A 14320-nucleotide genomic window follows, 5' to 3' on the forward strand; every position below is an offset into this window, starting at 1 on the left:
GGGGGGGAGTTGTTGGCTGGATAAGCGTTAGCGCCATTCGGTATTAAGTGAACCTGTAAGTAACGCTTACAGGTTCAACCGTACTTCACTGGAGAGTCGCCAGTGTGCTTCCAATTCTATTCAGCTTCTGATTTGGCGCTTTCAGCTCATTTTGCAACCGTTGCTCCTGCTCGCCATAGACCATCAGGACGATACAGCCAAATCAGAATGCATTATTCCTGATACGGAAAGTGTGGGTGATACGATCCCATATATCGACCAGTTCAGCATCACTGTAAGCCGGCGCTGGAAGGGCATGATTGCTTAATGTCAGGTCAAGATTTGGATGCCTGAAATCCGCTGTTTTCTCATTAGCTACCGCAGTAAACAATAACTGGGCAGATGGGTTCTCTGGAAATTTTTCTGACGGGGCAGTGTTAAGCCATTCGCTGCTATCAAAACCCGCTATCTGTACTTTCCCCTTACGCAATGTCCGCGCATTAATTCCAGTCAGATAAGGCTGAATTTCATCGCTTCGCTCCAGCATAGTTGAACTTTCTTTTAAGGCGTTATTGCTCCAGACAACAAAAGAAAAGACCGAATTATGCGGATAGACAAAGGTAATATCTTCCTTCGGCTTCTCGCTCCCGTCGCGGATAAACCCTTCTGAAATACAGGTTCCCGGTTGCGTCGGGATTTCATCGTTTTTTCTCCCGCTCAGACGGGACATCAAATCCTGTAACTCAGCCAGTTTCTGAGGTTTATTGTTAAGTTGATCTTCTCTCATCCCTGAATTCAGATACTCAATGCGGTCCTGCTTGTATTTGGGATCCGATACATCTCTGATTTCGGAGTTCAGTATGAACGCCACCCCATCAACGTACAGATGACCTTCCAGAACGCGCCCAAAACCCGGCACACTCTCATTTTCATTACGGTCAAATATCACCGCATTATCACTCAGCCGGTACACCTGCTTGAGAAAAGGCTGATCGACTACATCGACGGTATGGCTGTTTTCCAGTGCCTTCTCCCGCAGCTGGATACGCTGTTCAAACGCCGGGCGGTAGAGCCGCTGGCTGCTGATGCGAACCTCATTAATCTGAGCACGATCCGTCAGGGTGTTTTCAAAAGAGGCTGGCACCTCAAAAACATAGCGCCCCACGCACTGGGCTTTGGTGGTGGCAAACAGAGTATCGACCATACGTTTTTCCTTGTCCGTTAACGCCGGAGGCGTGTGCACAAACGTCACATAATTGTGAATATAAAATCCAGCCGCCAGCAGCACCATCGCCAGTGGAATGAACCAGCCAAGAGGGAGTTTTTTCATGACACCGGTACCTGCTGCACGATTTTCACCACCGAACGTACCGTGAACACCAGGGCGTCAGACAGGCCGCTGTAGACCGAACGGGAGCGATCAACAGGGTCAATGGCGTAAGCCCCTTCATGGTCAACGTTCGTGGCCAGCGCGGCCTGAATACAGGGGGACGAAGTGCGGACAGACGTGACCGGCACGGTACCGTCACCTGGCGTCCCGGCCGATATCAGCCCATGTGTTCTTAACGGGGACAGGTCGACGGGTTTCCCTGCATCTTTCCGGCTACTCAGCTCTGCCTGCACACGCTGAGGGATGTGCTCTTTCCACGTCAGGAATGCATCTGATGGATTGTTGGCACTGGCACCGTAAAATAGCCAGGTCTGCGGATGGTATTTTCCATTCAGTTCTTCGATAAATTTATATACATTCCGCTTTATCCTGTCCTGGAAAGCAGTCCACTCACTGTCAGTATCTCCCAGCAGCAAATCCTGCTCACACAGCCGCCACCAAGCCGTTTTGTTCAGGTAAATTTCCTCATACGGGTCGCTCTCTGGCAGGGACTCCGTACCGCTGCTGCTCTGTAGCCTCAGCCAGCCAGGCCCGTAGGTTATGCCCGGCAGCAGCTGTAGCGGACCGGGGGACTGGGCCAGTACCGGCATCAGTTTCTCCGCATTGTCGCCAATAATCATGCCGATAATACCCCGTTCCCCGATTTTCATCCGTCGGTACGCCGCCGGTGAACCCAGGTCCGGCATCACACCGTGTACGATCCCCAGAATATTGGCCTGCCCACCCATGTTTTCTGAGTAATGCCGGGCAACCAGCCCACCCATCGAGTGGGTGACCAGAATGACCTTGTTCACCACCAGCCGACCGTGATAAGTCCCCATCACCTTGGTGATATATTTTTCCAGCAACGCCGCCGAATCCGCATTGGACTGTAGCCAGTTATAACCAAAGACGTGCAGCGGGTATAAGAACTTGTAGCTGTGATCCACCTCTGCATCCGTGAGCGCCGACTCCCCTTTTTCAGCCCCCAGATCAACGCCAACAAACTGCTGCCGGGACGTCTTCTGCTGATAGTCCCTGAAAAAGTTATCCACCAGAATATCGTCGTCATTGAGCAGGTACTGAATCTTGTCGAGCGCCTCACCGTAACTTTTGTAAAACGCGCTCCCCCATCCCCGCTCCCGGCGGGAGGGAAATTTTTTGCCCTCCGCCCCCTCGTTAAAAATCTCGCCGCTGTCATCCACCGTGGTGGTCTTCGGATCAAGAAGTAACTTCCTTTTTTCCGGGCTGGCAAACGGCCATTTTTTAAGTGATGAAACACTGAACTGCCAGACCTCACCACCTGCATTTTTCAGGTTTGATCCCATGACGCCAGGCAGAAAAATAACCGGGATAACTTTGGTCGGGGTCTTTAGAAACACGGCTGTGTGATTTTTTTCGCTCGGATGTAAGGCGGTCGGATAATAAACCTGACTATTTTCATCCCATAAGAGCCGGTAATAAGTCGTGCCTTCTTTATTATTTTTACCCATGTTTGATTTTCCTTTTTCTGCCGGTACGAATGAATAAGCCCTTATTCATCGTCGATTTTATCCACCGACATATACTCACACATACCGCATTAACCATCAAAATAAAAGGGTTAAAAACAACCTTTCATCCCTGATTCTCAGGTTAACCCCAAAATATTAAGCCACCGGTGGATTGAATATAACGTCGCATTGCAAGCGCCGCTGAAACGGTATTTCAAACGCCAGTAACGTGAGTCGCTGGTCGCTACCTCAAGGTAGAGGCAACCGCCATCAGATAACTTGAAGGCTTTTCTTTCGGTTTAGCAGTATCAACTTGGCGGGCTGTTAACTTCATTGGGGGCAACTCAAAATGGGGGAATTTTTTATGCCCCCAACAATGCCCCCAGAATATACTTGATTCTGGTAAACATGAGTTGACCTCAGGAGAACATAACTGATTGCAATGACTGGTAATATGAGGGATTTATTGATTGTGGGGGAATTCAGGGGAGGAACTTTGGCGGAAGATCACAGGAGTCGAACCTGCCCGGGAACGCTGGCGTCCCCAACTGGATTTGAAGTCCAGCCACCTCACCGGAGATGACGATCTTCCGCGCCTCGATTGCTACATGGAGGCGGGGCGCATTATAGCTACTTCCTGAGGTTTCCACACCCCCTCACTTACTTTTTTAACTTCCGTTTCCTCATACTATGATCGATTTCATATAAATCCCCGAAAAATCCATAAGTTACAGTGATAGTTATTTTTTGACGCTACCACGATCACAGAAAACAAGAATCGTAATTTGATAACGAGATATCGGAATATTCTCGCTTGCAGGGATGGTTTACAAGAACTGTAACCGATTTCAGAGAGCTTTTAGAACGTTAGGGATGCGTAATGAAAAATGAAATTCTGTCCGTTAAAGAGAAGATTGGCTACGGGATGGGGGATGCGGCGAGCCACATCATCTTCGATAACGTAATGTTTTATATGATGTTCTTTTATACCGATATTTTTGGCATTCCTGCCGGTTTTGTCGGCACGATGTTTTTACTGGCGCGCGCGCTGGATGCTATTTCAGATCCTTGTATGGGACTGCTGGCCGACCGTACACGGTCACGCTGGGGGAAATTCCGCCCGTGGGTGCTGTTTGGCGCACTGCCGTTTGGCCTGGTTTGTGTGCTCGCCTACAGTACGCCGGACCTCAGTCTGCACGGTAAAATGGTTTATGCTGCAATTACCTACACGCTGCTGACCCTGCTCTATACCGTAGTGAACATCCCCTACTGTGCGCTGGGCGGCGTCATCACTAATGACCCAACGCAACGTATCTCCCTGCAGTCCTGGCGCTTTGTGCTGGCGACGGCGGGCGGCATGTTCTCCACCGTCTTGATGATGCCGCTGGTGAATCTGCTTGGCGGTGAAGATAAAGCGCTGGGTTTTCAGGGTGGGATTGCCGTGCTCTCGGTGGTGGCATTTCTGATGCTGGCATTCTGCTTCTTCACCACCAAAGAACGCGTGGAGGCGGCACCGAGCAGCACCTCGATGCGTGAAGACCTGCGCGACATCTGGCAGAACGATCAGTGGCGTATCGTTGGCCTTCTTACCATTCTCAATATCCTGGCCGTGTGCGTACGCGGCGGGGCGATGATGTATTACGTCACTTGGATCCTGGGTACGCCAGAAGTGTTTGTTGCCTTCCTTACCACCTATTGCGTCGGCAACCTGATCGGCTCTGCGCTGGCAAAACCGCTGACTGACTGGAAATGCAAAGTCAGTGTTTTCTGGTGGACGAACGCTCTGCTGGCGGTCATCAGCCTGGCGATGTTCTTTGTGCCAATGCACGCCAATATCACCATGTTCGTCTTTATCTTCGTGATTGGCGTACTGCATCAGCTCGTCACGCCGATCCAGTGGGTGATGATGTCCGACACCGTTGATTACGGTGAGTGGTGCAACGGTAAACGTCTAACGGGGATCAGCTTTGCAGGTACGTTGTTTGTGCTCAAGTTGGGCCTGGCGTTCGGTGGGGCGCTGATTGGCTGGATGCTGGCAGGTGGTGGCTACGACGCCGCAGCGAAAACCCAGAACAGCGCCACTATTAGCATCATCATCGGACTGTTCACCATTGTCCCGGCTATTTGCTACCTGCTGAGTGCCGTGATTGCCAAACGCTTCTACACCCTGAAAACCCCGTATCTGACTGAAGTCATGAGTCAACTGGCTCAGGGTGCGCGTCGCAATCAGCAGGATTTTACGACGAAAGAATTACAGAACTAAGGAACCGACGATGAAAATTAGCGATGGAAATTGGCTGATTCAACCCGGCCTAAATTTGATCAATCCGATTCAGGTGTTTGAGGTTGAACAGCAAGGTAATGAGATGATTGTCTATGTTGCGCCGCGCGACGTGCGTGAACGTACCTGGCAGTTGGATACGCCGCTGTTTACTCTGCGCTTCTTCTCACCGCAGGAAGGCGTGGTGGGCGTGCGTATGGAGCACTTTCAGGGGGCGCTGGATACCGGCCCGCATTACCCGCTAAATGTGCTGCAGGATGTGAAGGTCGAGATGCACAACACCGCCGACTTTGCCGAACTGAAGAGCGGTAACTTGAGCGTGCGCGTCACCAAAGGTGAGTTCTGGTCACTGGACTTCCTGCGTAATGGCGAGCGTATCACGGGCAGCCAGCTAAAAAACAACGGCTATGCCCAGGATACCAACAGCGGGCGCAACTATATGTTCGAGCGCCTGGATCTGGGTGTCGGCGAAACCGTCTACGGTCTGGGTGAACGCTTTACCGCGCTGGTGCGTAACGGGCAAACAGTAGAAACCTGGAACCGCGACGGTGGTACCAGTACCGAACAATCTTACAAGAACATCCCGTTCTATATCACCAACCGTGGCTACGGTGTGCTGGTGAATCATCCGCAGTGCGTGTCGTTTGAAATCGGCTCTGAAAAGGTGTCGAAAGTGCAGTTCAGCGTGGAAAGCGAGTATCTGGAATACTTCGTCATCGACGGCCCGACGCCGAAGGACGTGTTGAACCGTTACACCCAATTCACGGGCCGTCCGGCGCTGCCGCCAGCCTGGTCGTTCGGCCTGTGGCTGACCACGTCGTTCACGACCAATTACGACGAAGCGACGGTCAACAGCTTTATCGACGGCATGGCTGAACGCAGCTTGCCGCTGCACGTTTTCCACTTTGACTGCTTCTGGATGAAAGCCTTCCAGTGGTGCGACTTCGAGTGGGATCCGCTGACCTTCCCGGACCCGGAAGGCATGATCCGCCGCCTGAAAGAGAAAGGGCTGAAGGTCTGCGTGTGGATTAACCCATATATCGGTCAGAAATCACCGATTTTCAACGAACTAAAAGAGAAAGGTTATCTGCTCAAGCGCCCGGATGGCTCCCTGTGGCAATGGGATAAATGGCAGCCTGGCCTGGCGATTTATGACTTCACCAATCCACAAGCCTGTGAATGGTATGCCAACAAGCTGAAAGGCTTGGTGGACATCGGCGTGGATTGCTTCAAAACTGACTTTGGCGAGCGCATCCCAACGGATGTCCAGTGGTTCGACGGCTCCGATCCACAGAAAATGCACAACCATTATGCATATATCTACAACGAACTTGTGTGGAACGTACTCAAAGAAACCGTGGGTGAAGAAGAGGCCGTACTGTTCGCCCGTTCTGCGTCCGTGGGAGCGCAGCAGTTTCCGGTGCACTGGGGCGGTGACTGCTATGCCAACTACGAGTCGATGGCGGAAAGCCTGCGAGGTGGTTTATCCATCGGTATGTCCGGTTTTGGTTTCTGGAGCCACGATATCGGCGGCTTCGAAAATACCGCACCAACCCATGTCTACAAACGCTGGTGTGCGTTCGGGCTGCTCTCCAGCCATAGTCGCTTGCATGGCAGCAAATCTTACCGTGTGCCGTGGGCGTACGACGACGAGTCCTGCGATGTGGTGCGCTACTTTACCGAGCAGAAATGCCGCATGATGCCGTATCTGTATCGCGAAGCGGCCCGTGCCAGTGCGCACGGAACGCCAATGATGCGCGCAATGATGCTGGAATTCCCGGACGATCCGGCGTGCGACTACCTCGACCGTCAGTACATGCTGGGCGATAGTGTGATGGTGGCGCCGGTGTTCAGTGAGGCGGGCGATGTGCAGTTTTACTTGCCGGAAGGACGCTGGACGCACCTATGGCGCAACGATGAGGTGGCGGGTAGCCGCTGGCATAAACAGCAGCACGACTTCCTGAGTCTGCCGGTCTACGTGCGTGAAAACACCCTGCTGGCGCTGGGCAGCAATAACCAGAAGCCGGATTACGCCTGGCACGAAGGGACGGCATTCCAGTTGTTCCACCTGCAAGAGGGCAGGGAAGCGATTTGTGAAGTCCCGGCGGCTGACGGCTCGGTTATCTTCACGCTGAATGCGAAACGTGTGGGTAATACCATCACCGTGCAAGGTGTCGGTGAAGCGCGTAACTGGACGCTGTGCCTGCGTAATGTTCAGAAAATTGGCGGCATTAAATGCGGGTCGCACCTGGATAGCGAGCTGGGTGTAGTCATCACTCCACAGGGCAGTGAGCTGACGATTACCCTTTAAATTTTTGTTGATATGGTGCCGGATGGCGACGCTAAAGCGTTCTGTCCGGCCCATGAAGGTATATGCTCAGGCCTGATAAGCGTAGCGCCATCAGGCAAGGGTTCACTGCCCTGGAGCCGCCTCGGTCGACGTCACTTCTCCGCCAGATACTACCCCCGCCTGCATGGTCTGCGTCACCTGTTGCTTCTCTGCATTAACCGCATGCAGTTGGCCGTTCACCGTGGGCTTGAGCGGCTTATCTGCCTGCATATTGCCGCTGGCGGCGAGCTGGATGTTGCCGTCGCCGGAAATCGGCAGCGCAGGCCATCCCCACTGTTGCAGAATAGCCATTGGCACGCCGCGCCCGTTCAGGCTGACCTGTGTCTGACGCTGCGGAAGCTGAGAGATGCTGGCGGTAGCCTCCAGCAGCCCTTTTTCCGTATATGCACTCAGTTCGCTGATATTGATCGTGCTGCTGTTCGCCGTAAGCGCCAGAGAAGGGCGGCGCACGTCGGTGCGGTTAAACGTCGCTGCAGCGGCATTGAGCGTGGCGCTACCGCTCCAGACCCCCCACTGATTATTCTGTACCAGTCCGAGGTTAGCGCCATAACCGTCCAGCGCGGTGAGCTGCCACGGGAATGTTGGATCGATATCAATCACCAGATTACGGCTGGCGCTGAATTTTTTCAGCGTCAGGTTGTTCAGCCAGGCCGGCAGGGGGGTCATCCATAGCTGTTTCCAGTTTTCTGGCAGCGTATATTCCAGCCCGGCAACGGCGGTATCGTCGAGGACCAGCGCTTTGTTGCTACGCAGCCAGTTACCAGACGTTCTGACCATGCCGCCTTCCCAGCGGGTGGTGAACTGGCGTAGCGCAATGCCCTGCGGTGAGAACTCGGCGTTGAGGATGGGATCGAAGAAGTGCAGTGAGCCGTAGATAAACTCGCTGGCGTTCATCGACAGTTTTCCTTCCTGGGTTTGCCAGTCGTCCTTGCTGAACGTCATGTTGCGCAAGCTGAGATCGAGATCCGTTACCGCCCAATCAGGGCCTTGCAGACGGGCGTCTGTTACCTCAAGTCGACCAATTTGCAGGGAGGGGACAGACATTAATGGTGCAAAAAAGTCGGCCAAAGATTTGTCGCTTTGTAGTCGAATATCGTTCAGTCGCAGATTCTCCACAACCCAACTGCCGTCTGGATTCCGCTGCGCAACTCCGGTTAATGCGCCACGCGCCACGTCTGCGCCAATGTTGCTGAGCGTCACCCGATCATGATCAATGCTGCCTTCAATCAACACGTTAGTGGTGGGAACGTCGTTTAGCGTCAACGAACTGGCGCTGAGCTGAATTTGTGCTTTGCTGCCGAGAATTTTACCGGCTTCAGGGCTCCAGGGAATGACGCCGCCATTCACGCGTTGAGCGCTGAGGTTCCACTCACTGCCGGGGCTGTTGAGCGCCATATCCTGCAACTGCAGGCGATCGGCCTGGAATGGCAGCGGCGCGGTCTGTTGGGAAAGATTCAACGTACCGCTTTGTAGCAGAATGGTGTCCACGTGCATCGGGTCGGTGATTTGGCGGCTGCTCAATCCAATATCGACCGTTTTTGCTACCAGCGTGGCGGGCTGACCATCCCGGCCAAAAGTAACGTTTGCCAGGAGAATGTGAGAGGGGGAAGAAAACCGGTGATCGATGGCATCAAATGCCAGATGGTAGCTGCTGTTCTCCGAGACCCAGGCGCTGACATGCTCTGCGCCCCAGCGGGTTTGCAGTAGAAAATACAGGCCGAGGATCGCCACTGCAAGGGCGATCAGCACGTAAAGAAGCAGCTTTCCAATAAATTTCATGGTCTTCCATCCCGCAAAGTACACGTAGTCAAGTTATGCACGATTTACGCGCAATCCTCAAGGCGGGAATAGTGAAAGAGCGTTACAGCGGCGTTGATTCAGAACCAACGCCGCACTTCGCTTATTGTTTTTCTGGCGGGAAAACGAGGTTCAGAACGATAGCGGTAATACCACCTGCGGCAATGCCGGAAGAGAGCAGGTTTTTCACCCAGTCCGGGGCAAACTGCAGGATCAGCGGCTGCTGGGAGACACCCAATCCGACAGCCAGCGACAGGGCGATTATTAGGATTGCGCGACGGTTCAGCGGCTCGCGAGAAACAATGCGCACCCCGGATGCGGCGATGGTACCGAACATCACCAGTGTGGCGCCGCCCAGAACCGGTTCTGGAATGTGCTGTACAAAACCACTGACCGCAGGGAACAAGCCCAGCACAATCAGCATCAGCGCCACCACAAAACCGACATAGCGGCTGGCAACGCCGGTTAACTGGATGACCCCGTTGTTCTGTCCGAAACAGGAGTTCGGGAATGTGTTGAACACGGCAGAAACAAATGAGTTCAGTCCGTTCGCCAGCACGCCGCCTTTCAGGCGTTTCATATACAGCGGGCCGGAAACCGGTTGCTCGGAGACATCGGAAGTGGCGGTAATATCACCAATGGTTTCCAGCGAGGTGATCATAAAGACCAGCATCAGCGGTAGCAGTAAATTCCAGTCGATGCCGAGGCCATAGTACAGCGGTGTTGGCACCATGATCAGGTCCTGACTCACCGGCGCGGTATTTTGCGGCAGCATATCCATAAACCAAGCCAGCAGGTAGCCCGCCGCCATTGCGATCACCAGTGACGCAACGCGCAGGTATGGGTTGCGCTGGCGGTTAAGCAGAATAATAAGCGCCAGCACGACGCCAGCCAGCATCAGATTCTTCGGTGCACCAAAGGTATTGTCGCTCATGGCTGCGTAACCGCCGCCAATTGACGTCAGGCCTACTTGAATCAGTGACAGGCCGATGATCATCACCACCACGCCTGAAACCAGTGGGGTGATAATACGGCGCGCCAGATGCAGTACGCGTGAGATAACCATCTCGGTGCAGCTTGCCAGCATCAGTGTGCCGAACAATGCCGCCATCATGGTTGGGACATCTGCGCCGCCGGTTTTCAGTGCCGTACCGCCCATAATCAACGGTGCCACAAAGTTAAAACTGGTTCCCTGAATAGATAACAGCCCTGAGCCGACCGGCCCCCAGGCTTTGATCTGAATGATAGAAGCCACGCCGGATGCGAACAGCGACATACTGATAATGTGTTGAGTATCCTGAGCCGGTAAACCGAGCGCCTGGCAGATAAGCAGGGCAGGCGTGATCACCGCGACGAACATGGCCAGCAGGTGCTGACAGGCGGCAAACAGGGTCTGAGCTAACGGGGGGCGATCTTCAAGACGGTAAATCAGTTCACTGTTGTGAGCCTGCGCAACCGGTTGCGCATTTGTTGGCTCTACGGCGTTAACGGACATCAGAGGCAATCCCATGGTGGAAAAGCGGTGATTTTATCTGACCAGGGCAGAAAAGCAAACGTTTGCTAGCAGGTATTCTTAATATTTAAAACGGATAAACAAACATTTTTATATAACTTTTCATCATTTTCTGCTTAAAATCCACCCCGAAAACTCAATAAGAGCTAAAAATCGGTCTGGAATGCATCGTGCGTGATTGTGCTAAACGCACTAATGGAGCTGTAAATGTTTTATCTCGATACGTTATCAACACTGGTTGCGGCAACCCTGGTGTTGCTGCTGGGACGTAAGCTTGTCCAGTCTGTTCCCTTCCTGAAGAAATACACGATTCCTGAACCCGTTGCGGGTGGTTTACTGGTAGCGATCGCACTGCTAGTACTGAAAAAAAGCATGGGCTGGGAAGTGAACTTCGATATGACCCTGCGCGATCCGCTGATGCTGGCGTTCTTCGCCACTATCGGCCTGAACGCCAATATCGCCAGTCTGCGCGCTGGTGGCCGCGTGGTAGGTATCTTTCTGATTGTGGTTGTTGGCCTGCTGCTGATGCAAAACGCTATCGGTATTGGTATGGCGACCCTGCTGGGCCTGGATCCGCTGATGGGTCTGATCGCCGGTTCGATAACCCTCTCTGGCGGACACGGAACCGGGGCCGCGTGGAGCAAGCTGTTTATTGAACGCTATGGCTTCACCAATGCCACTGAAGTGGCGATGGCGTGCGCAACGTTTGGTCTGGTGCTGGGCGGACTGATTGGCGGCCCGGTAGCGCGCTATCTGGTCAAACACTCCACCACGCCGGACGGTATGCCGGACGATCAGGCCGTGCCAACCGCGTTTGAGAAACCGGATGTCGGGCGCATGATCACCTCGCTGGTGCTGATTGAAACCATCGCGCTGATCGCTATCTGTCTGACGGTGGGCAAAATCGTTGCGCAACTGCTGGTCGGAACGGTGCTGGAACTGCCAACCTTTGTCTGCGTGCTGTTTGTCGGGGTGATCCTCAGCAATGGCCTGGCGTTAATGGGTTTTTATCGGGTGTTTGAGCGTGCGGTTTCAGTGCTGGGCAACGTGAGCCTGTCGCTGTTCCTGGCAATGGCGTTGATGAGCCTGAAGCTGTGGGAGCTGGCTTCGCTGGCGCTGCCAATGCTGGCGATTTTGGTTGTGCAGACGATCTTCATGGCGCTGTACGCCATATTTGTCACCTGGCGCATGATGGGCAAGAACTACGATGCCGCCGTACTGGCAGCCGGGCACTGCGGTTTTGGTCTCGGCGCAACGCCGACGGCTATTGCCAACATGCAGGCGATTACCGAGCGTTTTGGCCCATCGCACACTGCATTTTTAGTCGTGCCGATGGTGGGGGCGTTCTTCATCGATATCGTCAACGCGCTGGTGATTAAGCTGTATCTACTGTTGCCGATTTTTGCGCAATAAACGTCGTGCGGCGGTATGACAACCGCCGCCGTTATTTATCGATCACGCGTTGGAATAGCGCTCGGTTTCCGGCATCCAGCGCTCAATCAGCGCCACCGCCTGTTGCGGGTAACGTTCGTGAATATGACGGGCAATGCGCTGAACTTCCGGAATAATAGCCTGATCACGCAGTAGGTCCGCTACTTTGAATTCTGCCGTCCCCGTCTGACGGGTCCCCAGCAGTTCGCCCGGGCCGCGGATCTCCAAATCTTTTTGCGCAATCACAAACCCGTCGTTGCTGTCCCGCAGAACCTGCAGGCGTTTCTGCGCAGTTTTTGATAGCGGTGATTTGTAGAGTAGCACGCAGTGGGAGGCCACCGCGCCACGGCCAACGCGGCCGCGTAGCTGATGCAGTTGGGCCAGACCTAAGCGCTCCGGGTTTTCGATAATCATCAGGCTGGCGTTGGGGACGTCTACACCCACTTCAATCACCGTGGTGGCGATCAGCAGATGCAGTTCACCTTGCTTAAAGGCGGCCATCACCGACTGTTTCTCGGCGGGTTTCATGCGTCCGTGAACCAGACCAATATTGAGTTCCGGCAGGGCTAGTTTCAGCTCTTCCCATGTGGCTTCTGCCGCCTGAGCCTCTAACAAGTCAGACTCTTCAATCAGCGTGCAAACCCAGTATGCCTGGCGTCCTTCATGGGTACAGGCGTTGCGCACGCGGTCAATAATATCGCTGCGACGGGTATCCGGAATGGCGACTGTGGTGACCGGCGTACGACCCGGCGGGAGTTCGTCAATTACTGACGTGTCGAGATCGGCATAAGCGGTCATTGCCAGCGTGCGCGGGATTGGCGTGGCGGTCATGATCAGCTGGTGCGGGTGGAAACCCTGCTGCTGACCTTTCTCCCACAGTGCCAGACGCTGATGCACACCAAAACGATGCTGTTCATCGATGATAACCAGCGCCAGTCCGTTGAACTGTACCTGCTCCTGGAAAATGGCATGCGTACCGACAATCATCTGCACCTGACCGCTGGCGATGGCTTCTTGCTGCGCCTGGCGCGCTTTGCCTTTCTGTTTACCTGCCAACCAACCCACTTCAACACCCAGCGGCGCGAACCAGTTGCGGAAGTTATTCGCATGCTGTTCGGCCAGTAACTCGGTGGGGGCCATCAACGCCACCTGCTTGCCATGGGCGATAGCCCGTAGGGCAGCAAGCGCCGCGACTAGCGTTTTTCCGGAGCCGACATCGCCCTGTACCAGGCGCATCATGGGGATATCCAGCGCCATGTCGCGTTCGATCTCGGCGGTGACACGGGCCTGCGCAGCCGTTGGTTTAAACGGTAACGCCGCCAGTAGCTTATCTTTCAGCGCGTTGTTGGCGCTCAACGGCTGGGAGTGAAAACGCTGCGCCCCGGCACGTAATGCCAGCATGCTGAGGTTATGCGCCAGTAATTCTTCCAGAATCAGGCGTCGCTGTGCCGGATGTTGCCCGGTTTCGAGATCGCTGAGCTGTAGCGATGGCGGCGGACGGTGCAGCGTGCGCAGCGCTTCCGGCAGGCTCATCATGCCCTGCAACAACTCTGGCGGCAGCAGCTCGGCAATGGCGCAGGTATCGAGCAGATCCAGCGCCTGATCGGTCAGTTTGCGCAGCGTGGCCTGCTTCACGCCTTCGGTGGTTGGATACACCGGTGTGAGCGTTTCCTGCAATTCCGGCGTGCTGAGATCGCCTTGCACGCGGTATTCTGGGTGAATCATTTCTGCGCCGTATTTCCCGCGTTTGGCTTCACCGTATGCCAGCACCCGGCGGCCGGTGGCAAGGCTGTTTTTCATCGCTGCGCTGAAATTGAAAAAGCGCATGGTGAGAATGCCGGAGCCATCGCTGATCTGGCAGGTCATCATCCGGCGTCCACCGAAGGTGATATTGCAGCTCAGCACTTCGCCTTCAACGGTGGCATAGACGCCCGGTAGCAGTTCGCCAATTGGGTACAGATGGGTACGATCTTCGTAACGCAGAGGGAGGTGGAGCAGGAGGTCCTGCACGGTGTGCAGGCCAATTTTCGCCAGTTTACTGCTTTGTGCTGCGCCAACTCCCGTGAGGGAATTGAGTGGAATGGCATCCAGTAAACGGCCTTTCATC

General features: G+C 54.3%; 8 protein-coding genes, 1 tRNA gene and 2 pseudogenes. 3 read left to right on the top strand and 8 right to left on the bottom strand.

Annotation, left to right across the window (positions count from 1 at the left end):
• Nucleotides 1-85: 85 nt before the first annotated feature.
• The 5 genes and pseudogenes from E4Z61_RS24465 to E4Z61_RS17435 all read right to left on the bottom strand — a co-directional run.
• Nucleotides 86-199, bottom strand: a pseudogene (locus tag E4Z61_RS24465) (SymE family type I addiction module toxin); the annotation flags it as partial.
• Nucleotides 200-202: 3 nt separating this feature from the next.
• Nucleotides 203-1309 (bottom strand): T6SS immunity protein Tli4 family protein, encoded by a 1107-nt coding sequence (locus tag E4Z61_RS17420; RefSeq protein ID WP_135323843.1) that lies wholly within the window; start codon nt 1307-1309, stop codon nt 203-205.
• Complete coding sequence (locus tag E4Z61_RS17425; RefSeq protein WP_135323844.1) at nt 1306-2841, bottom strand: esterase/lipase family protein; 1536 nt, start codon at nt 2839-2841, stop codon at nt 1306-1308. Before E4Z61_RS17425 ends, E4Z61_RS17420 begins: the two co-directional genes overlap by 4 nt.
• Nucleotides 2842-3038: 197 nt before the next feature.
• Nucleotides 3039-3175 (bottom strand): annotated as a pseudogene (locus tag E4Z61_RS24180) (Arm DNA-binding domain-containing protein); the annotation flags it as partial.
• A 163-nt stretch (nt 3176-3338) separates the two neighbouring features.
• Nucleotides 3339-3433: transfer RNA gene (locus E4Z61_RS17435), tRNA-Sec, on the bottom strand.
• Between the two features lie 288 nt (nt 3434-3721).
• Here E4Z61_RS17435 and E4Z61_RS17440 point away from each other — a divergent pair.
• Nucleotides 3722-5104, top strand: coding sequence for a glycoside-pentoside-hexuronide family transporter (locus tag E4Z61_RS17440; protein ID WP_135323845.1), 1383 nt, complete (start codon nt 3722-3724; stop codon nt 5102-5104).
• Between the two features lie 10 nt (nt 5105-5114).
• Nucleotides 5115-7433 (top strand): alpha-xylosidase, encoded by a 2319-nt coding sequence (gene yicI / locus E4Z61_RS17445; protein WP_135323846.1) that lies wholly within the window; start codon nt 5115-5117, stop codon nt 7431-7433.
• A gap of 102 nt (nt 7434-7535) precedes the next feature.
• Here the strand turns inward: yicI and E4Z61_RS17450 are convergent, their stop codons facing one another.
• Both E4Z61_RS17450 and xanP read right to left on the bottom strand, forming a co-directional pair.
• Nucleotides 7536-9251, bottom strand: a complete 1716-nt coding sequence (locus E4Z61_RS17450) for an AsmA family protein (protein WP_135323847.1) — start codon at nt 9249-9251, stop codon at nt 7536-7538.
• Between the two features lie 121 nt (nt 9252-9372).
• On the bottom strand, nt 9373-10764 hold the full coding sequence (gene xanP / locus E4Z61_RS17455) for a xanthine/proton symporter XanP (protein WP_135323848.1): 1392 nt from the start codon (nt 10762-10764) through the stop codon (nt 9373-9375).
• A gap of 225 nt (nt 10765-10989) precedes the next feature.
• Here xanP and gltS point away from each other — a divergent pair, with 225 nt between their 5' ends.
• Nucleotides 10990-12195 (top strand): sodium/glutamate symporter, encoded by a 1206-nt coding sequence (gene gltS / locus E4Z61_RS17460; RefSeq protein ID WP_135323849.1) that lies wholly within the window; start codon nt 10990-10992, stop codon nt 12193-12195.
• A gap of 42 nt (nt 12196-12237) precedes the next feature.
• On the opposite strand, the gene recG is transcribed toward gltS, so the two are convergent.
• A complete protein-coding gene (recG, locus tag E4Z61_RS17465; RefSeq protein ID WP_135323850.1) occupies nt 12238-14319 on the bottom strand; it encodes an ATP-dependent DNA helicase RecG in 2082 nt (693 codons plus the stop codon).
• Nucleotide 14320: the final 1 nt, after the last annotated feature.

It is taken from the genome of Citrobacter tructae (assembly GCF_004684345.1).
Classification (GTDB): Bacteria; Pseudomonadota; Gammaproteobacteria; order Enterobacterales; family Enterobacteriaceae; genus Citrobacter; species Citrobacter tructae.